Annotated in this window: 18 protein-coding genes; 12 read left to right on the top strand and 6 right to left on the bottom strand. The window is 63.9% G+C overall.

Annotation, left to right across the window (positions count from 1 at the left end):
* Position 1: 1 nt before the first annotated feature.
* Entirely contained in the window at positions 2-808 is an 807-nt protein-coding gene (locus tag AC1L34_RS02800; RefSeq protein WP_424293109.1) for an adenosylcobinamide-GDP ribazoletransferase, read from the top strand.
* Between the two features lie 68 nt (positions 809-876).
* Here AC1L34_RS02800 and AC1L34_RS02795 read toward each other — a convergent pair whose 3' ends face one another.
* Positions 877-1,983, bottom strand: a complete 1,107-nt coding sequence (locus AC1L34_RS02795) for a branched-chain amino acid aminotransferase (protein ID WP_424293110.1) — start codon at positions 1,981-1,983, stop codon at positions 877-879.
* Positions 1,984-2,053: 70 nt separating this feature from the next.
* On the bottom strand, positions 2,054-3,163 hold the full coding sequence (gene gcvT / locus AC1L34_RS02790) for a glycine cleavage system aminomethyltransferase GcvT (RefSeq protein WP_480035088.1): 1,110 nt from the start codon (positions 3,161-3,163) through the stop codon (positions 2,054-2,056).
* A 96-nt stretch (positions 3,164-3,259) separates the two neighbouring features.
* Here gcvT and AC1L34_RS02785 point away from each other — a divergent pair, with 96 nt between their 5' ends.
* The 9 genes from AC1L34_RS02785 to AC1L34_RS02745 all read left to right on the top strand — a co-directional run bounded on the left by AC1L34_RS02785 (position 3,260) and on the right by AC1L34_RS02745 (position 12,501).
* Complete coding sequence (locus AC1L34_RS02785) at positions 3,260-4,822, top strand: leucyl aminopeptidase (protein WP_424293113.1); 1,563 nt, start codon at positions 3,260-3,262, stop codon at positions 4,820-4,822.
* Positions 4,823-5,065: 243 nt separating this feature from the next.
* Positions 5,066-6,820, top strand: a complete 1,755-nt coding sequence (gene sucB, locus AC1L34_RS02780) for a 2-oxoglutarate dehydrogenase, E2 component, dihydrolipoamide succinyltransferase (RefSeq protein ID WP_480035087.1) — start codon at positions 5,066-5,068, stop codon at positions 6,818-6,820.
* Positions 6,821-6,830: 10 nt separating this feature from the next.
* Positions 6,831-7,715: a TIGR01777 family oxidoreductase gene (locus AC1L34_RS02775; RefSeq protein WP_424322512.1), complete on the top strand. Its 885-nt coding sequence runs from the start codon at positions 6,831-6,833 to the stop codon at positions 7,713-7,715.
* Entirely contained in the window at positions 7,708-8,445 is a 738-nt protein-coding gene (gene lipB / locus AC1L34_RS02770) for a lipoyl(octanoyl) transferase LipB (protein ID WP_424293395.1), read from the top strand. Before AC1L34_RS02775 ends, lipB begins: the two co-directional genes overlap by 8 nt.
* The gene (lipA, locus tag AC1L34_RS02765) at positions 8,442-9,497 is read left to right on the top strand and encodes a lipoyl synthase (RefSeq protein ID WP_424293396.1); all 1,056 of its coding nucleotides are present in this window, start codon (positions 8,442-8,444) and stop codon (positions 9,495-9,497) included. The genes lipB and lipA overlap by 4 nt, the downstream gene beginning before the upstream one ends.
* Before the next feature lie 56 nt (positions 9,498-9,553).
* A complete protein-coding gene (locus AC1L34_RS02760; RefSeq protein WP_424293397.1) occupies positions 9,554-10,312 on the top strand; it encodes a DUF4191 domain-containing protein in 759 nt (252 codons plus the stop codon).
* A 3-nt stretch (positions 10,313-10,315) separates the two neighbouring features.
* The gene (locus AC1L34_RS02755; RefSeq protein ID WP_480035086.1) at positions 10,316-11,104 is read left to right on the top strand and encodes an SDR family NAD(P)-dependent oxidoreductase; all 789 of its coding nucleotides are present in this window, start codon (positions 10,316-10,318) and stop codon (positions 11,102-11,104) included.
* Positions 11,105-11,986 carry an LLM class F420-dependent oxidoreductase gene (locus AC1L34_RS02750; RefSeq protein WP_424293399.1) on the top strand — a complete coding sequence of 294 codons (882 nt, stop codon included), beginning with the start codon at positions 11,105-11,107 and terminating at the stop codon, positions 11,984-11,986. It begins immediately after the preceding gene.
* Positions 11,983-12,501 carry a nuclear transport factor 2 family protein gene (locus AC1L34_RS02745; RefSeq protein WP_424322513.1) on the top strand — a complete coding sequence of 173 codons (519 nt, stop codon included), beginning with the start codon at positions 11,983-11,985 and terminating at the stop codon, positions 12,499-12,501. The genes AC1L34_RS02750 and AC1L34_RS02745 overlap by 4 nt, the downstream gene beginning before the upstream one ends.
* Here the strand turns inward: AC1L34_RS02745 and AC1L34_RS02740 are convergent.
* The 4 genes from AC1L34_RS02740 to AC1L34_RS02725 all read right to left on the bottom strand — a co-directional run bounded on the left by AC1L34_RS02740 (position 12,490) and on the right by AC1L34_RS02725 (position 16,612).
* Entirely contained in the window at positions 12,490-13,983 is a 1,494-nt protein-coding gene (locus AC1L34_RS02740) for a flavin-containing monooxygenase (RefSeq protein ID WP_424322514.1), read from the bottom strand. The two genes, AC1L34_RS02745 and AC1L34_RS02740, sit on opposite strands and share 12 nt — an antisense overlap.
* Positions 13,980-14,912: a patatin-like phospholipase family protein gene (locus tag AC1L34_RS02735; RefSeq protein WP_424322515.1), complete on the bottom strand. Its 933-nt coding sequence runs from the start codon at positions 14,910-14,912 to the stop codon at positions 13,980-13,982. Before AC1L34_RS02735 ends, AC1L34_RS02740 begins: the two co-directional genes overlap by 4 nt.
* Entirely contained in the window at positions 14,909-15,865 is a 957-nt protein-coding gene (locus tag AC1L34_RS02730; protein ID WP_424322516.1) for an SDR family oxidoreductase, read from the bottom strand. The genes AC1L34_RS02735 and AC1L34_RS02730 overlap by 4 nt, the downstream gene beginning before the upstream one ends.
* A 198-nt stretch (positions 15,866-16,063) precedes the next feature.
* The gene (locus tag AC1L34_RS02725) at positions 16,064-16,612 is read right to left on the bottom strand and encodes an RDD family protein (protein WP_424322517.1); all 549 of its coding nucleotides are present in this window, start codon (positions 16,610-16,612) and stop codon (positions 16,064-16,066) included.
* A 274-nt stretch (positions 16,613-16,886) separates the two neighbouring features.
* On the opposite strand from AC1L34_RS02725, the gene glnA reads away from it, so the two are divergent.
* The gene (gene glnA, locus AC1L34_RS02720) at positions 16,887-18,320 is read left to right on the top strand and encodes a type I glutamate--ammonia ligase (RefSeq protein ID WP_424295286.1); all 1,434 of its coding nucleotides are present in this window, start codon (positions 16,887-16,889) and stop codon (positions 18,318-18,320) included.
* Between the two features lie 397 nt (positions 18,321-18,717).
* Entirely contained in the window at positions 18,718-19,728 is a 1,011-nt protein-coding gene (locus AC1L34_RS02715; protein ID WP_424295284.1) for an alpha/beta hydrolase, read from the top strand.
* The last annotated feature ends 14 nt before the right edge of the window (positions 19,729-19,742 follow it).

The raw sequence follows: 19,742 nt of genomic DNA, 5'->3' as shown, positions 1-19,742 counted from the left end.
AGTGAGTAACCAACCACAGGTGGTCACGACGGCCGGGCGCGGGCTGCGTGGCATTCACGACGCTTTCAGTTGGCTGACAGTGCTCCCGCTCCCCCAACCGCGCGGCGAGTTCGACCGTCGTCGCGCCGCGACCATCATGGCGGCGGTCCCCACCGTGGGGATTGTGCTCGGTGCCGTCGTCGCCGTCATCGGCTGGGGATTGTCGTACACGCAGCTACCGAGCGCGCTAATCGGGACGATCCTCGTTGCCGTGCTCGGTCTCGGGACACGTGGGATGCATCTCGATGGCCTTGCCGATACCGTCGACGGTCTCGGCAGCTATGGCGATCACGAGCGTGTCCGACAGATCATGCGCAGCGGCGACGTCGGCCCCTTCGGTGCGGCCACACTGGTTTTGGTGCTTCTCGGTGAGGCACTCGCGTTTGGCGCGCTGATCGCTGATCACCGCTTCTACGCGATCGCCCTCGTGGTATTTCTGAGCCGCGCGGTAGTCCCGCTCGTGTGCCGTCGCGGAGTTAAGGCGGCACACGGCGATGGATTCGGCGCGATGGTCGCCGGATCGCAGCGGTTCTCCATCGCCGTCTGGTCGTTGATCTCGCTAGCCGCGGCCATCGCCGTCGGAATCAGTAATCCCGGCGACGGGCCGTCAGCGGTGTTGCTGCCGGTCGTCGCAGTGCTGGTGGCTGGCGTGTTCGCGTGGGCGTTCAGTCGTCACTGCATCCAGCGGAACGGTGGTCTCGCTGGCGACATCATCGGTGCCACGATGGAACTCACGACGGTTCTCACCGCCGTCGTCCTTCTCCTCTAACGCTTATCGCACCCCTTGTGTTTGTCGGATAGTGCGACAACACCGGGGTGCGATAAGAGTTGGTTTAGCTACGGAGCCTCGCGAAGCGTGGTCATCCATCCGTGAATGTCCTCGAAGGTGCCGCGCTGCAGTCCGGTGAGGGTGTCGCGGAGCGCCTGGGTCACCGGACCGGTGGTACCGTCGCCGACCAAGTAGTCGTCGGTATCGCTCTGGATCCGTCCGACCGGCGTGATGACCGCAGCAGTGCCGCAGGCGAAGACCTCGGAAATATCGCCCGAGCGGACACCTTCGCGAAGTTCGTCAGTCGAGATGCGACGCTCGTCGACCTTGTATCCGGCATCGGCGGCCAAGGTAAGCAGCGAGTCACGCGTAATGCCGGGCAGCAACGAGCCGCTAAGTTCCGGCGTCACCAGTTGAGCGTCCGAACCGGTCCCGTAGACGAAGAACAGGTTCATTCCACCCATCTCTTCGATGTAGCGGTGTTCAATCGCGTCCAGCCAAACCACCTGGTCGGCACCCTTGTCTGCGGCCTGGGCCTGCGCCAGGAGCGACGCTGCATAGTTGCCACCAAACTTGGCGGCACCGGTGCCACCCGGGGAGGCCCGCACATACTCGGTGCAGAGATAGACGCTGACCGGCTTGAGCCCGCCGCTAAAGTACGCACCGGCGGGAGAGGCGATCAACGTGTACAAGTACTGATCGGCCGGGCGCACGCCGAGGCTCGCCTCCGTCGCAATCATGAACGGACGCAAGTACAGCGACTCCTCGCCACCGGCGGCCGGAACCCACGCGTGATCGGCCTCGAGCAAGGCCTTTAACGACCCAATGAAGTCTTCGACGGGGATCTCTGGCATCGCCAACCGACGGGCTGAATTGTTGAGGCGGTCGGCATTCGCCTCCGGGCGGAATGCTGCGATGGAGCCATCGGGCTGCCGGTAGGCCTTGAGTCCTTCAAAGATTTCCTGCGCGTAGTGCAGGACCATCGCCGCCGGATCCAGCGCGAGCGGGCCGTAGGGAGTCACGCGCGCACTGTGCCACCCGCGTGCTCGGTCAAAATCTACGGTCACCATGTTGTCGGTGAAGTAGTTTCCGAAGCCCGGCGCGTCGAGAATCTCGGCGCGACGAGTCTCCGAAACCGGATGCGGATGCTCGGTACGGGTGAACTCCAAGGTCATGGAAATGATGGTACCGCCGACGGTCAACCGGGTTTTTGCCCCGGCCCGTCGACGGTACCGATACGACTACCTAGACGTGACTTTCGACGAACGGAGGCAGCACAACCTCGCAGGTCAGCGCCCGACCGCGCACATCGACGACAACCTCGGCTCCCTTCTTGATGCCGGAGTCGGTGTCGATGAAGGCAAGCGCGATGCCCTGCTTCAGGCTCGGCGAGAAGGTCCCGGAAGTGCAGATCCCGATCTGCGGACCGCCAGCTTCGGCATGCACGGTGCAGTCGGCGCGAGGCACACCGCGGCCGGTCGCCTTCAGTCCATAGATGCGACGCGACGGCCCAGCTTCGCGTTCGGCAATCAATGCCTCGCGACCGAAAAAGGCGGGCTTGTCCCAGCCGACGGCCCACGACGACCGCGCCTGCACCGGGCTGATGTCGACGCTCAGTTCATGACCGTGGAGGGCGTAGCCCATCTCGGTGCGGAGCGTATCTCGTGCGCCGAGTCCGGCGGGTAGTCCGTCGCGCTCAGTGATCTCGGCCAGCAGCGCATCGAAGACAACTCCGGCGTCGTCCCAGCGCGGCAAGACTTCGTAACCGTGCTCTCCCGTGTAACCCGTGCGACAGACGCGGGTTTCAACTTCGCGACCGTCGATGGTGATCGTCGCATCACGGTAGGCCATGTAATCCATCTCGGTGGGCAGCCCGAGCGCGGCGAGGACCTCGGTCGACTTCGGGCCCTGCACCGCAAACACCGCGTAGTCGCGATGCTGATCGACCACGGTGATATCGGCGGGAGCCGCGGCTGCCAGTGCGGCAACGACCGCGGGGGTGTTTGCCGCGTTAGGGACGAGGAACACCTCGTCGTCGCTCACCAGGTAGGCAATCAGGTCGTCGATGACGCCACCGCGTTCGTTGCAGCACAGCGTGTACTGGGCCTTGCCCGGTTCAATCTTCCGAATGTCGTTGGTGAGCGTCGAGTTGATGAAGTCGGCTGCGCCGGGACCGCTGACGAGGGCCTTGCCGAGGTGGCTGACGTCGAAGATCCCGACGGCCTCACGGACCGCGGTGTGCTCGGCGACGGTTCCCGAGTACGAGACGGGCATATCCCATCCACCGAATTCGGCGAAGGTGGCACCAAGGGCAATGTGGCGATCGGCGATCGGGCCAGCGAGCAGTTCAGTCATGGCGTCCAGCGTATCGTCTCGCTCCACACGCTCTCCCGACGCTCGCCGTCGATCCGTCCTGTGGCGAAGGCCCGTCCTATGGCAGAGTTGACAGGCGTGAGCGCCAACGACTTCTCCGACCGCGTCCGCGGTCCCCGTATCGACCTAACCACTGCACTTTCGGCAGACGACGATGCCTTGATCATCGGCCTGATTGCGGCGTCGACCGACGACACCAACGAGGTCGCAGCCGACGCGGCTGCCGAACCGACCCTGTTGCTCGTCGACGATTTCCTCGACGACGCGGCCGCCGAATACCTCAGTTCGGCACTCAAGGCCGTTGGCGCATCCGGATCGGTGGGCGAGATTACCCGGCTGCCGGCGCCCGAGTCGCTGCCCGTCGGGCTCGTGCTGACCGTGGGGCTGGGCGCGGCCCCCGACGACGACGCCGAATGGGACAACGAGGCAATTCGGCAGGCATCGGGATCAGCAATCCGCGCCCTCGACGGTTCCGCGCGTGTCGTCAGCACCCTCGGTGCGGCCGGCCTGGCTGCCGCCGCCGAAGGCTCATACCTCGGTGCCTACCGCTTCAACGAACTCCGCACCGACAAGTCCAACTCGTCGAAGCCGGCCCCCGACACGGTCTTGCTGGCCGTCGACGCCAAATCGAAGCAAGCCAAGGCAGACATCGATCACGCGGTCATTGTTGCCGACTCGGTAGCTATCGCCCGCGATTTCGTGAACACGCCGCCCAACCTCCTCTACCCCGCCGAGTTCGCCGAACGAGCCCGAGTCCTCGGCGGCAAAGCTGGCCTGCGCGTGGAAATCCTCGACGAGGTCGAACTCGCCAAGGCTGGATACGGCGGCATTCTTGGCGTAGGCCAGGGTTCGTCCCGCAAGCCGCGTCTAGTCCGCCTGACGCACGAGGCCAAGGGATCCGACCGCACGGTCGCGCTCGTCGGCAAGGGCATCACATTCGACACCGGCGGCATCTCCATCAAGCCCGCTGCCGGAATGGAGCAGATGACCTCCGACATGGGTGGTGCAGCGGCCGTGATCGGCTCGGTGATCGCCGCAGCCCGCCTCGATGTACCCGTCACCGTTATCGCGACCGTGCCGATGGCCGAGAATATGCCGTCTTCGACGGCACAACGTCCCGGTGACGTCCTCACCCAGTACGGCGGCACCACCGTCGAGGTCCTCAACACCGACGCCGAGGGCCGCCTGATTTTGGCCGATGCAATTGTCCGCGCTTGCGAAGACAACCCGGACTTCCTGATCGATACCGCCACGTTGACCGGGGCACAGATGGTGGCCCTCGGAACTCGCACACCCGGTGTCCTGGGAACCGACGACTTCCGAGATCGGGTCGCGGAAATCTCCCAGGCGGTCGGCGACAACGGGTGGCCGATGCCGATGCCTTCAGAGCTTCGCAGTGACCTGAACTCGCGGATCGCTGACCTGGCGAACGTCACCAATCATCGGTGGGGCGGGATGCTGTCGGCCGCGATGTTCTTGCGTGAGTTCGTCAGCAAGGACCTTGACTGGGCGCACATCGATGTCGCCGGACCTGCCTTCAACGCCGGAAGCCCGTGGGGGTACACCGGAAAGGGCGGTACGGGTTCGCCAGTCCGCACCATTGTCGCCGTGATCGAAGACATTGCGAAGCAAGGCAAGTAGCAAAGAACGTGCTTAACCAGGCTTGCGGATGGACGGTCACGACCGTCAGTGGTGTCCGCGTTCACGGTTCAGCAGACTGCCCGGGACACAGTCAGCATTGGGAGTAGGCTGAGTCACGGGCGTCGGCCTACCAGGTCGACATCGCGCGATTCCGCACACGCTGGCGGACCCGCGTCACAACCACAGCATCGACCGATCGACCGAACAGTACAGTTCACGAGTTTGTTAGGGAGTCACATACAAATGGCCTTCTCTGTCGAGATGCCCGCATTGGGCGAGAGCGTCACCGAGGGAACCGTCACCCAATGGCTGAAGCAGGAAGGCGACACGGTTGCGGTCGACGAGCCGCTGCTGGAAGTCTCCACCGACAAGGTCGACACGGAAATTCCGTCGCCCGTCGCGGGTGTGCTGGTGAAGATCGTTGCCGCCGAGGACGACATCGTTGAGATCGGTGGGCAGTTGGCCCTGATCGGTGAAGCTGGCGAGGCCGTTGCCGACGATGCGTCCGCCTCCACCCCCGAACCCGCCTCCACCCCCGAACCCGCTGCCGCTCCCGAGCCCGAGGCCGCACCCGAGCCCGCTGCTCCGGAGCCTGCCGCTGCCGCCCCAGCCGCCGCTGCAACCGGCGTCGACGTGGTGATGCCGGAGTTGGGCGAGTCGGTCACCGAGGGCACTGTCACCAACTGGCTGAAGGAAGTTGGCGACACCATCGAGGTCGACGAGCCGTTGGTTGAAGTTTCCACCGACAAGGTCGACACCGAGATTCCGTCGCCCGCAGCTGGCGTACTGCTCGAAATCGCCGCCAATGTCGACGACATCATCGAGGTGGGCGGCAAGCTCGCCGTGATCGGTGATGCGAGCGTCGCGGCTCCTGCCGCACCCGCAACCCCGGCACCCGCCGCTCCCGCACCTGCCCCGGCACCCGCTGCCCCGGCGCCCGCACCGGCGGCTCCGGCTCCGGCCGCGGCTGCACCGGCTCCGTCCGCCCCTGCACCGGCGCCCGCCGCACCTGCCGCGTCAGGCACCGCTACGACCTCGGCAAGCGAACTCCAGTCGACCCCGTATGTCACACCCCTGGTGCGAAAGCTCGCAGCCGAGCACAACATTGACCTCGCTGCCGTTAAGGGCACCGGCGTTGGTGGACGCATCCGCAAGCAAGACGTGATCGCCGCTGCCGAGGCAGCGAAGTCTCCGGCCGCTGCTGCTCCGGCACCGGCCGCCGCACCCGCTGCTCCGGCCGCTGCCGCACCTGCGGTCAATCCGCAACTCGATGCCCTGCGCGGAACCACGCAGAAGATCAACCGCATCCGGCAGATCACCGCGGCAAAGACTCGCGAGTCGCTGCAGTCGAGCGCCCAGTTGACGCAGGTCCACGAGGTCGACATGACTCGCATCGCGGCACTGCGCACGGCAGCGAAGGCCTCCTTCAAGGCTGCCGAGGGCGTCAACCTGACGTTCCTACCGTTCTTCGCGAAGGCCGTCGTCGAAGCCCTCAAGGTGCACCCGAATGTGAACGCGTCGATCAACGAGGAAGCCAAGGAGATCACGTACCACGCGAACGTGCACCTGGGCATCGCCGTCGATACCGAGCAGGGACTGCTGTCGCCGGTCATCCACAACGCCGACGATCTGTCTCTCGCCGGTTTGGCTCGCGCCATCGCCGATATTGCCGACCGTGCACGCTCAGGCAACTTGAAGCCCGACGAACTCGCTGGCGGCACCTTCACCATCACCAACATCGGTAGCCAGGGTGCCCTGTTCGACACCCCGATCTTGGTTCCGCCACAGGCCGCGATGCTGGGGACGGGCGCGATCGTCAAGCGCCCGGTGGTCCTCACCGCCGAGGATGGCACCGAGTCGATCGCGGCACGATCCATGGCGTTCCTGCCCTTGACCTACGACCACCGTCTCATCGATGGGGCCGACGCTGGCCGCTTCGTGACGACAGTGCGTCACCGTCTTGAGAACGCCGAGTTCGCTGGCGATCTTGGTCTGTAAGCACAGATAGATGCAGATCGCTGTTGCGGGTAGTAGCGGGCTAATTGGCTCGACACTCGTCCCCGCGTTGCAGCAAGCGGGGCACGACGTTCACCGACTGGTGCGTCGTGCTCCCGCTTCTGCAGGGGAAATCGCTTGGGACCCGGAAACTTCCGGGATTGATCCGCAAGCCTTGGCGGGGTTCGACGCCGTCATCGGGTTGGGCGGGGAAAACATCGGTGCCCACCGATGGAGCGGCCAAGTGAAGCAGCGACTGCGCAATTCCCGAATCATTGGGACCACATCTCTCGCCGACGCGGTAGCCACCGCTGGCGTCGGCATTTTCATCAATGCCAGCGCAACCGGGTTCTACGGCGACACCGGTGAACGGATCGCCGATGAGGATTCACCGGGTGGTTCCGGATTCTTGGCCGACCTGACAGCGGATTGGGAAGCTGCCACCGCGGCCGCGGCGGCTACTGCGCGGGTGGTAACCCTTCGCACCGCCCCGGTGTTGTCCCCGCGCGGCGGAATGCTCGCCAAACTACTTCCCGTTTACCGCCTCGGTTTGGGTGCACGACTCGGGGATGGTCGCCAGTGGTTCTCGTGGATCAGCCTCGCCGACGAGGTCGCGGCGATCACCCACCTGCTCACCGCAGACGACGTGACCGGACCAGTGAACTTGACGGCACCGGAACCGGTGCGAGCCGCGGACTTTTCCACCGCACTCGCGCATGCGGTCAAACGCCCGGCGTTCATGCGTATCCCTGCTGCTGCGGTGCGTCGGGTGGGAGGCGAGATGGTCGAGGAAATGATCCTTGCCTCATCCCGCGTCGTTCCCAAACGCCTGGAATCGAGCGGGTTCACCTTCACCCATCCATCTTTGACATCTGCACTGGAGTATTGCCGTGCGTAATGCGCCCTCGCGCGAAAGTAGCGCGCCGATCGAAGTACGCAAGCTTGGAACCGTCGACTACGTCGCCGCGTACGAGATGCAACACCAACTGGCTGAGCAACGCGCGTCCGGCGAACTCGACCACGATCTCCTGCTCCTGCTGGAGCATCCGTCGGTGTACACCGCGGGCAAGCGCACCGAAGACTCCGAGCGACCTGTCAACGGTGCCCGCGTGATCGACGTCGACCGCGGCGGCCACATCACTTGGCACGGCCCGGGCCAACTCGTCGGCTATCCCATCATCAAACTCGCCGAACCGCTCGATGTCGTCGACTACGTCCGCCGACTCGAAGAAGCCCTCATCCGGGTTTGCGCCGAGCACGGTGTCGCGACCGGTCGGGTGGAGGGGCGTTCCGGCGTGTGGATCCGCGACGCCTCGGGCGAACGCAAGCTCGGCCAGATTGGCATTCGCGTCGCCAAGGGCGTCGCCTTCCACGGGTTTGCCCTCAACGTAAACCCCGACATGAGCGTCTTCGACGCGATTGTGCCGTGCGGAATCGCCGACGCCGGCGTTACCTGTCTGGCCCGCGAAACCGGTACAGAAATCACCATCGCCAGTCTGATCGACACGACCGCAGCCCTGGTCGAGGCCGCTCTGGACAGCCAGTCAGATCCGACTGTAGCTTCTGCTGACGCCCTGAACAGCACCAATGGGGCTTCGGCACCAACACCCGTAGGATCGTCCAAGTGACCACCACGCCCGTTAATCCCGCATCTTCAGGTTCCGCTGACGCACCCGAGGGGCGCAAACTGCTGCGACTGGAAGTTCGTAACGCGCAGACGCCTATTGAGCGGAAGCCGAAGTGGATCAAGACACGCGCAACGATGGGCCCGGAGTACACCGAACTCAAGGGCCTGGTGCGCAGCGAAGGTCTGCACACGGTATGCGAAGAAGCAGGCTGCCCCAATATCTACGAATGCTGGGAAGACCGCGAAGCCACCTTCCTGATTGGCGGCGAACAGTGCACCCGCCGCTGCGACTTCTGCCAGATCGACACCGGTAAGCCGTCGGCCCTAGACCGCGACGAACCCCGCCGCGTCGCCGAGTCGGTGCAGGCGATGGGTCTGCGCTACTCCACCATCACTGGCGTGGCCCGCGACGACCTGCCCGACGAAGGTGCCTGGCTGTACGCCGAGACCGTCCGCAAGATTCACGAACTCAACCCCGGCACGGGCGTCGAGAATCTGATCCCCGACTTCCACGCGAAGCCCGACCTCCTGGAAGAAGTCTTCGACTCGCGCCCGGAAGTCCTGGCACACAACCTCGAGACGGTGCCGCGCATCTTCAAGAGCGTGCGCCCGGCTTTCCGTTACGAGCGGTCGCTGGAAGTCCTGACTCGGGCACGCGACTTCGGTCTGGTCACCAAGTCAAACCTCATCCTCGGCATGGGTGAGACGCCCGACGAGGTCCGCGAGTCGTTGCGCGACCTCCACGAGGCTGGCTGCGACATCGTGACGATCACCCAGTACCTGCGACCATCCGTGCGGCACCATCCGGTCGACCGGTGGGTCAAGCCCGAAGAGTTCGTCGAGCACTCAAAGTTCGCCGAGGAGATCGGTTTCGCCGGCGTCATGGCAGGTCCGCTTGTCCGCTCGTCGTACCGCGCAGGACGCCTGTACGCCAAGGCCATGGCCCGCCACGGACGCGAACTGCCGGAAGCGTTGGCGCACCTGGCGCAGGAGGGCACGGCCTCGCAGGAGGCATCGTCGCTGCTGGAACGCATGGGAGCCAGCGCGAAGTAAAGCGCCACTCGCGCCGCCGCGTCACGTGCTGAAGGCCGCACCGTAGAATGGCAGCCATGGCAAAGGCGCAAGATAACGCGAGTAAAGAGGCAAAGCGGGCGGCGAAGGTCGCGCGCAAGGCAGCGAGCAAGGAACGCAGGCAGCAAATCTGGCAAGCGTTCCAGATGCAGCGCAAGGAAGACAAGGCTCTCATCCCGCTGATGGTGGCGACCATCCTGGTCACCACCTTGATCTTTGGGCTACTCGGCTACTTCGTTTTCAAGAGCCTCTGGTTCGGTATCCCGCTCGGCATCATCCTGGGCGCTCTCCTCGCCTTTGTCCTGTTCGGTCGCCGGGTGCAGAAGAGCGTTTTTAAGAAGGCTGAAGGGCAGCCCGGTGCCGCAGGCTGGGCACTGAGCAATATTCGCGGCCAGTGGCGTGTCCAGCAGGCCATCACCGGCACCTCACACCTCGACGCCATCCACCGCGTCATCGGCAAACCGGGCGTCATTCTGGTCGGCGAAGGCTCCCCCACGCGCGTCAAGCCACTGCTGGCGCAGGAAAAGAAAAAAGCTGCCCGCGTAGTGGGAGACACCCCTATTTACGAGATCCTCGTCGGCGATGCTGAAGGGCAAGTGCCGCTCGCAAAGCTTGAGCGGCACATCCGGAAGCTTCCATCCAACATTGATAAGAAGCGGATGGATGCGCTGGAAGGTCGCCTAGCGGCACTGAAAGCCAAGGGCAACGCGGGTGCCGCGATGCCCAAGGGCCCGATGCCGCAGGGCGCCAAGATGCGCAACATCAGCCGGACAACACGTCGACGTGGAGGAGCATAAGCAGTGACCGATATTGCCAAGTACGGACCGTGGGCCGTTATTGTCGGCGGATCAGAGGGCGTCGGCTCGGCATTTGCCCGCCAATTGGCGGGCGATGGTTTCGGTGTCGTGCTGGTAGCTCGGAATGCTGAGCGCCTCGAAGAGACGGCCAGCGAAGTTCGGGCCGCGGGCGCCGAAGTGCGGACCGTCCCCCTCGATCTGCTTTCCGAGACGGCCGTCGCCGACTTGATCGCCGCAACCGACGATCTCGAAGTCGGACTCCTAATTTTGAATGCCGGTGCCAACATGCACGGCGGTCCATTTGTCGGCAGCGATCTGGACCAACAGCAGGAGGTACTGACGCTCAACGTGCTTCGCCAACTGCCGCTGGTACATCACTTCGCAGGCAAGATGGTCGAACGGCAGCGCGGTGGCGTCATGCTCGTCGGGTCGCTTTCGGGCTACAACGGTTCACCGATGGAAGGCATTTACGCCGCCTCAAAGTCGTTCCTTCGGATCTTCTCCGAGGGTCTGTGGGTGGAATGCAAGCCCAAGGGCGTCGACGTTCTGCACCTCGTTTTGGGTGTCACCCGAACTCCCGCGATGGAGCGCAAGGGTCTCAACTTCGACATCCCCGGCATGGCGGTCGGCGAACCTGACGACGTTGCCGCGCAGGGCCTGAGCAACTTGGCCAACGGGCCCGTCAGCATCGTCGAAGGCAATGAGCAGACCGCTCGCTGGAAGTCAGGCGCCGACCGCGCCAAGATTGTCCAGCAAGCCGCCGACGCCGTCGCGAAGATCGTCGGGCACTAGATGCGGATCGGTCTCGGTCTTCCCGTCGTCACCGCGTTTCCGCCAACCACCCAGGCGTGGGAACGCGGCGCCGGGATCACCGAGGTCGCTGCGGTCGCCCAGGTTGCCGACTCCCTCGGCTTCGACTACCTCACCTGCAGCGAGCACGTCGCGGTCCCGTCCGATGTCGCGACCGTACGGGGCGGCACCTACTGGGACCCGCTGGCCACCTTCGGTTACTTGGCTGCGGTGACGCACCAGATTCGGTTTGCGACGAGCGTTGTGGTGCTTGGCTATCACCACCCGCTGGCGATCGCCAAGCGGTACGGCACCCTCGACCAGGTCTCTGGCGGACGTCTCATCCTCGGTGTTGGCGTCGGCAGCTTGAAAGAAGAGTTCGACTTGATCGGTGCCGAGTTCGACGACCGAGGCAAGCGTGCCGACGACGCTCTGGAGGCGATCAGATCGGCCTTCAGCACCGGCACCCCGTCGCACGACGGCCCGTTCTATTCCTACAGCGGCGTCACCGTCGAACCCCATGCCCAGCAGGCCACCGTGCCGGTGTGGGTCGGTGGTCGTAGTAAGCGGGCATTGCGGCGAGCCATCGAACTCGGCGACGGTTTCAACCCGTTCGCACTGCCCGCTACCGAGGTCAAGACCATGCTCGCCGGCGTTGAGGTCCCGCACGGGTTCGACGTCATCCTGGCGACCGCGCCGCTCGATCCGCTCGGCAACCCCGATCGAGTGCGACGTCAACTCGACGAACTCCGCGACGGCGGCGCCACCCGAATTACTGCGGCCATCAACGCCACCAGCGTCGACCACTACGCCGACCAACTCGTCGAACTCCAATCCATAGCCCGCGCCCACGGCGCACAGTTCACTCCCCCGGAGAACGCATGACTACCGCATCCAACAGCACCGAAGAACGTCTCGCCACCCTGGAAGCACGACTGCGCAGCGTCGAAGATCGGCTGGAAATCACGGACGTGATTTACCGCTACGGCCCGGCCGTCGATGCCGGTTCCGCCGACGATGTGCTGGCCCTTTTCACCGACGATGGCGTATACGACGTCGATACCGGAGTCCTCACCGGCTCCGATGAGATTGCCGGCATGGTGAACGGTCGTGCCCATCAAGGCATCGTGCACCACGGTTGCAGCCACGTGATGAGCGCACCGCAGATCAGTATCGACGGTGACGCCGCCACCGTGATCAGTTACTCGCAACTCATTCTGCGCAACAACGACGACCGCGCGTTCACCGTGCTGCGTTCGACGGCCAACTTCTGGAAACTGACGCGGACCGACGCCGGCTGGCGCGTTTCGCATCGCACGGCCCGCAAGTTCGACGGATCCGATGAGGTCCTGTCGTTGTTGCGTTCGCACTCCTCCGCCGGCGTCGCCTCAGTCGACTGATTCGGCTGCCTTCGCGCGCACACTCGTCCGATAGTGCGTCGAATTCGGGCACGTGAGCATGGCATCGAGAGTTTTACGGTCGAAGGGCCACAGATCGACAACGCCGGACTCGTTGAAGTACCAGGAATTGCATCCACCGGTGTTCCAAATTGTCGGTTTCAACGCGGCCACCACCTCCTCGTTAAATGCGGCGGTCGCTTCCTCGGTCACTTCGACCTGATCGATGACACCCTGACGGAACTGCTCAAACCAGGTCAGCAGATACCCGGCCGTCTTCTCGGCCGTGTGTTGCAGCGAAATAGATCCGGTTGGCGAATTGGGGCCCAGCACCGTGAACAGGTTTGGGAAACCCGGGATTGCCGTCATCGCGTAGGCGCGCGGCCCGTTGGCCCACGCTTCGTCGAGCGTGAGACCATCGCGACCGGTGATCGTCATTGGCCGCATGTAGTCGTGCGCGCGGAAGCCGGTGGCCATCACGATGGCATCCATTTCGTGGAGTCGTCCATCGTCGGTGACGATTCCTTCCGGACAGATCTGGGAAATGCCCGCGGTTACCAGTTCCGCATTCGACGCCGTGATCGCACGGTAGTAGGTCCCCGACACCACCTGCCGTTTGCAGAGCGGTTCGTAGTCCGGGGTCAACTGTTTGCGGAGTTTGCGATCGCGGACCTGGACGCGAAGCGATAGTCGTGCATAGGTTTGGACAGCCCGACGACGCCACGTGTCGTTGATGACAATGTCGGGCAGGATTCCCGCACCCCACATGAGGGTGCGGTACAGCGCCGAGTGCGCTGCGGGCAACTTACCGAGCACGGACTTCGCCAACAGCGGCTGCCGCAATGTCATCGGGGCCCACAGAATCCACTGCGGCGTTCGGGTGAAATGAGTCAGATGGGCAGCGGTTGGCTGCAGCGCCGATACCACCTGCACGCCGGTTGAGCCGGTCCCGATCACCGCGATCCGGCGATCGGCGATTTCCAGATCCGGATCCCAGCGCGCAGTGTGGACCACGGGGCCCGCGAACGAAGACAGGCCCGGGATGTTGGGGATCGCCGGGTTTTCGAGGACGCCCGTCGCGCACACCACAAAGTCGGCAACCAACTTCTCGCCGTCCGCCAGGGTTACCGTCCACTCGCCCGAAGCGTCGTCGAACGTGGCATCTGTGGCTTCCGCATTGAGGCGGATCCGGTCAGACAGGCCGCAGTCGTCGACCACGTCCCGGTGATACTGCTGAATCTCGGTGCCGCTAGCCCAGATCCGCGACCAGTCGGGCTTGGGGGCGAAGCCGAATTGGTAGAGCTGCGAGGGGACGTCGCAGGTGAGGCCGGGATAGCGGTTCCAATGCCACACGCCGCCGACGTCACTGCCCTTCTCGAGAACCGTGAAGTCAGTGAAACCGGCCTGCTGCAGAACGTAGGCGGTGGTGATTCCCGCAACGCCCGCGCCAATAACAATGATGCGCGGCTCACGGATTGGCCTCACAGGACCGACTCCTGCGCGAGCGCCTGCCTGACGGTGTCGGGAACTGTACAAACCGATGCGGCGAATGCCGCCGCCCGGTGCTTGCGGTTCATGAAATGAGATCGCAGCGCCGCCATATCGGCCGAACTCGGTGCGATGTGAACCACCCGGGTGCCGCGACTGCGGACGCGGGCAATCTCGGCGTCGAGCACGGCAGACATCGGTCGCCGCAGAATCAGCGATTCGGCGAGACCACCCAAACCCGGAGCCCGTACCGGCGGGGCCGATGCCATCGGCGTGATCACATAGATGAGGTCCGCCTCGTTCGGGCCAATGAGGTCCACCGACGCCGTCGAGGCCGTTCCCCCGTCCAAGTAGTCTTGGCCGTCGATCGTGACCGGAGGCATCCAGCCGGGAATGACCCACGACGCTCGCAGGGCCTCCCCAGCGGTTGCTCGAGGAGCACCGGGTGCCCCGAAAGCTACCCGCTGGCCGTCACTCGACCGGTAGGCGACGCGGCGAGCACCGGGATGGCGCAGGTCGCCGCCATTCTTCGCAATCACGGCATCGGCAAGGTCCTGCAACCACGAGGCATCTCCGCGGCCGCGCGGTGCGATGCCCGACAACGCCGCGTGCCCACCCGATCGGGTCCACAAGGTGGACACTTGCAGCTTCCCAAAACCAGGGACGGTCGGCAGGCTCGCCGGGGTACGTGCCACATGCCTTTCCAGGATTGGATCGGTCGGTCGGCCCGCCTGCATGTCGGCAAGCTCTGCGGCGGTAAAGCCTCCCGCCTGCATGGTGATTATTTCTGCGCCAGCCGACGTCCCCTGCAGCACGCTGGCCTTCATGGGGTCCCACCCGGTTTGTCGGGTCAGTTCGTCAAGTGCGGCAATAGCCCACGCGCCGCCAATGGTTCCGCCGCAGCCAATCGCCAGTGCCGTCTTCACGACTTGCTCACCGTGGGAGTCGAATTCGTCGTCGGTTCGACGGTCGTCGGTTCAATGCGGGAATGGTCGCTGGCCTGCCTGCGAATTCGGGTCAGATACGACGCCCTCTGGACAGCGTCGAGTGCCATCGCCTGGCGGTGGCCAACGAGTTCACGGACGACGCGCTCAACCGGCTCGGGCACCGCGGTATCCGACAGCATCCATCCGGGCAGCACCCATCCAGGTACCGAAGTGCGTGCGGCGCGTGTCTTTACGGTGCGGATAATGGCGCGAGCGACGTCTTCGGGGTCGACTGTCGGCAGGACGCCACCGAGATCAGCACCCGACGAGAGTTCCGTACGCACCGCGGCGGGAAGGATCGACGAGACCGTGACCCCCGTCCCGTCGTACTCCCGGCGGGCAGCCATCGATGCCCCGTACGCGGCAAACTTGCTGGCGTTATAAGTGATCATTCCCGGGAGCGGCAGCAGACCGGCCATCGAAGCCACGTTCACGATGTGGCCGCGACCAGCGTCGACCATCGACGGCAACACCGCACTCATCCCGTTCAGAACGCCCTTGACGTTAACGTCCACAATGAGGTCCGTCGTCTCCGTCGGCTCGTCAAGGAACGGTCCCACCGGCATCACGCCAGCGTTGTTGACCAGGATGTCGATGCGCCCGTGCTCGGCGAGCACCGCCTCGACGAAGATCCGCCAGTCGGCGCGGTCGGTCACGTCGAGACGTGCAGACCTCGCCCCCGGCATCGACGCGGCGGTCGTAGCTGCCACGTCGGCGTCGACATCGCCTATCCACACGTTCGCGCCCGCCGTCACGAAATCTCGCGCTACCTGTGCGCCAATCCCCCGCGCCGCGCCAGTCACAATCACCACCGCGTCGGCGAGTTCGATGCGCGGATTCGACCGGGCATAGGCACCGGGAATCAGTGAGGCGAGCATATCGACCATCCGCATAGTGTTCCCTCTCATAGTTAGGGAACAAACTATCTCACCATCGACCGACGTTAACAACCACCATTGTTACGGTCGCGTCCTCCGCTTCCCCCTTTTCTGTCACATCCGCGTGATGCGACACGACCGTTCCGTCACCGATCACGGCGTGTCGTGATGGAACGGTCGAATCGTGACAGAAAAGGGAAAGGCCCGAAGGGTCTACGCGCGGGTTTTTCCAGGCGCGAGGACGATGGCGGTGCCGGTGGCGCGGTCGTGCATGGCACGACCGTTGTAGTCATTAATAAGGGCGGGCACGACGAACAGCATGATCGCCATGCGACCAAGTGCGCGAACAATCCCGACCGCTGCGCGAGGCTCTTCGCCACTGGCTTCCGCGGCGCCACGTTCACGACCAAAGTCGACGCGGACGGTCCGAGTTCCCGCAAGGAACTGTCCCGGGGTAAACCCGAAGATCGTCACGGCGAGCACCCCAATCGCAATCCAAATAAGGAACTGCGGGGTCGACGCCGAACGCATCGTCATTTCGAGGCTCGACGCGGCACCCTGGGCAGGCTTGATCCCGAAGATAATGACGGCCAGACCGCCGGCAATGATCCAGTCCAACAGCAACCCGAGGACACGCTTCCATCCGCCAGCCAACGAACCGGGCCCCGTCTCCGGGAGGCCCAGGTCTTCTCCGCGGTACGCATTCTCGGTGGCCCCCGGGAACTCCGGCCCCGACAACCACGAGCCAGTTGCGCGTCCCACTACTTGCCTCCTCGAGAAACGATCATGGGTCCATCGTAGTCAGCAAACGCAGCCACCCCAATCAAGTGACTCTCACCACACGACAACCCCGCAAACGCGGCCTTTTGTAACGCTGTCGACAACGACGTAACAAAGGAGAAACATTGGTTTAGCGCGCGAGCAACGTCATCTACGTAATCTAGCTATCGAGATTCGTGCCGCCGCAAGGTCGGCGCGGGTTCCGCGTCAGAGAGTTTCTGAGCGGATCTTCACCTAAGAAGGAGTCAGGCGAACCGTGTACAACACGAACGAGGAACTGCTCGAAGGAATCAAGGCCGAAGGTGTCGAGTACGTCGACATCCGCTTCTGTGACCTGCCGGGAACGATGCAGCACTTCTCCATCCCCGCAGCAGCATTCACCGAAGACGTCTTTGAAGAAGGCTTGGCATTCGATGGTTCGTCGGTTCGCGGCTTCCAGTCGATCGACGAGTCCGACATGATGCTTCTGCCGGATCCCGCCACCGCGCGGATCGATCCGTTCCGCAAGGCCAAGACGATGAACATCAGCTTCTTCGTCCACGACCCCTTCACCCGCGAGGCGTACAGCCGCGACCCGCGCAACGTTGCCCGCAAGGCGGAGGAGTACCTGCGCTCGACCGGCATCGCCGACACCTGCTTCTTCGGTGCCGAAGCCGAGTTCTACATCTTCGATTCCGTCTCGTACAGCTCGGAGATGAACTCGACGCACTACAAGGTCGAATCAGAGTCCGGCTACTGGAATGCCTCGTCGGAGACCAATCCCGACGGCACACCCAACAAGGGCTACAAGGTTCGCCCCAAGGGCGGCTACTTCCCCGTCGCACCGTACGACCACTACGTGGACTTGCGTGACGAGATGTCGACCAACCTCACCAACTCGGGCTTCATCCTCGAGCGCGGTCACCACGAGGTCGGCACCGGCGGCCAGGCCGAGATCAACTACAAGTTCAACACGCTGCTGCACGCCGCAGACGACGTCCAGTTGTTCAAGTACGTCATCAAGAACACCGGCTGGCAGAACGGCAAGAGCGTCACGTTCATGCCGAAGCCGCTGTTCGGCGACAACGGCTCGGGCATGCACGCCCACCAGTCGCTGTGGAAGGACGGCAAGCCGCTGTTCCACGACGAGTCCGGCTACGCGGGACTGTCGGACATGGCACGTCACTACATCGGCGGCATCCTGCACCACGCGCCGTCGCTGCTGGCGTTCACGAACCCGACCATGAACTCGTACAAGCGTCTGGTTCCGGGCTACGAGGCTCCGATCAACCTGGTTTACAGCCAGCGCAACCGCAGCGCGTGCGTCCGTATCCCGATCACGGGCAACAACCCGAAGGCCAAGCGCATCGAGTTCCGTTGCCCCGACAGCTCGGGCAACCCGTACCTGGCGTTCGCAGCGATGATGATGGCCGGCCTCGACGGCATCAAGAACCGCATCGAGCCGCACGAGCCCGTCGACAAGGACCTGTACGAACTCCCGCCGGAGGAAGCCAAGAGCATCCCGCAGGCACCGACGTCCTTGGCTGCCACCATCGACCGTCTCGAAGCCGATCACGACTACCTGACCGCAGGTGGCGTCTTCACTGAAGACCTCATCGAGACCTGGTGTGCGCTCAAGCGCGAGAATGAGATCGAGCCGATCCAAATTCGCCCGCACCCGTACGAGTTCAACCTCTACTACGACTGCTGATCGCTGGCCTTTCGGCAAGCGAACTTCGTCACCAAACGGTCCGTCCGGCATTTGCCGGGCGGGCCGTTTGTTGTGGGGCTGGTGTCGGTTGTTTCTCGCCCCTCCGACTCCCGCGGTGCCACACCGGACGGCAGCTGCAAATTGACGACAATTCACCGGGTCATCTGGTCGGATGAACCTGTTTGATGCCGAGTGTGCCGGTAGGGTGCCGGAACTGTCCGAGTCCTCGACACTTCCGTGCCAGCGGCATCAATCTGTGTAGGTAGCTGCACTTTATTCGGTGCTATGACTGACGGTGAGTCTGACTGTTCTGGTTGTCAAACTCACAGTCCCGCGCCGCCCCAGGCCCTGACACACGAGTTGTTCTTCGCGATTCGTGGAAGTGGAAAGTACTCGTATGAAGCCCCGCTCCTTCGCCGGTGTCCTCGCCGCCGCCCTCATGCTCGCGACCGGTGCCGTTGGCACGTCGCTGATGCCCGGCCAGGCCGATGCAGCGACGCCGTCGAGCATCGTGTCGGTCGCCGACGGCAATAGCCCGCAGCACAAAGTGGTGACCGTCTACTCGGAATCGATGGACCAAAACATTCCGCTCGACGTCCTGCGTCCCGCGGACACCAGCAAGCCTGCACCGGTCCTCTACCTGCTTAACGGCGCAGGCGGCGGTGAAGACTCGGCAAGCTGGGCACTGCGTACCAACTACGTCGAGTACTTCCGCACCAAGAATGTCAACGTCGTGACCCCGTTGAAGGGCATCTTCTCGTACTACACGGACTGGGAGAAGGACGACGAGGTCCTCGGCAAACAGAAGTGGCAGACGTTCCTGACGAAGGAACTGCCTCCGCTGATCGACAAGGAGTTCAAGACCACCGGCAAGAATGGAATCGCCGGCATCTCGATGTCGGGCACGTCGGTGCTGAACCTGGCAATCGCCGCTCCCCAACTGTATGAGATCACCGCCTCGTACAGCGGCTGCGCGCAGACCAGCGATCCGGTCGGCCAAAAGTACATCCGCCTGGTCGTCGAAGACCGCGGCAAGGCGGACACTCGCAACATGTGGGGTCCCTACAACGGCCCCGGTTGGCGCAAAAACGATCCGTACCTAAACGCAGCCAAGCTGCGCGGCACCCAGGTTTACCTGTCGTCGAATTCCGGCCTCCCGGGCCAAGACGAGTCGGTCAATGTCGGTAGTACCACTGCCGAGGGCGTAGCGCTCGCTGACCGCGTGGCTGTCGGCGGCGCCATCGAGGCCGCCACCAACGTCTGCACGCAGCGCATGGCGGAGCGTTTGGCCGCTCTCCGGATCCCGGCCACCATTCGTCTGCGCCCGCAGGGTACCCACTCGTGGGGCTACTGGGAGCGCGAACTGCACTACTCCTGGCCGACGATCGCCAAGGCAATCGGCGCCTAATAAATAGTCCCCCC

The organism is Gordonia sp. 34D (genome assembly GCF_056682775.1).
The sequence above is the reverse complement of the archived record's forward strand: the minus strand, read 5'-3'. Positions and strand labels throughout refer to the sequence as shown.

What these genes read in the sequence shown, in the direction of transcription:
- AC1L34_RS02795 (WP_424293110.1), bottom strand. Translation starts at nt 1,983, where the DNA reads ATGACCTTGGAGTTCACCCGTACCGAGCATCCGCATCCGGTTTCGGAG.
- gcvT (WP_480035088.1), bottom strand. Translation starts at nt 3,163, where the DNA reads ATGACTGAACTGCTCGCTGGCCCGATCGCCGATCGCCACATTGCCCTT.
- sucB (WP_480035087.1), top strand. Translation starts at nt 5,066, where the DNA reads ATGGCCTTCTCTGTCGAGATGCCCGCATTGGGCGAGAGCGTCACCGAG.
- AC1L34_RS02775 (WP_424322512.1), top strand. Translation starts at nt 6,831, where the DNA reads ATGCAGATCGCTGTTGCGGGTAGTAGCGGGCTAATTGGCTCGACACTC.
- AC1L34_RS02760 (WP_424293397.1), top strand. Translation starts at nt 9,554, where the DNA reads ATGGCAAAGGCGCAAGATAACGCGAGTAAAGAGGCAAAGCGGGCGGCG.
- AC1L34_RS02750 (WP_424293399.1), top strand. Translation starts at nt 11,105, where the DNA reads ATGCGGATCGGTCTCGGTCTTCCCGTCGTCACCGCGTTTCCGCCAACC.
- AC1L34_RS02745 (WP_424322513.1), top strand. Translation starts at nt 11,983, where the DNA reads ATGACTACCGCATCCAACAGCACCGAAGAACGTCTCGCCACCCTGGAA.
- AC1L34_RS02730 (WP_424322516.1), bottom strand. Translation starts at nt 15,865, where the DNA reads ATGCGGATGGTCGATATGCTCGCCTCACTGATTCCCGGTGCCTATGCC.
- AC1L34_RS02715 (WP_424295284.1), top strand. Translation starts at nt 18,718, where the DNA reads ATGAAGCCCCGCTCCTTCGCCGGTGTCCTCGCCGCCGCCCTCATGCTC.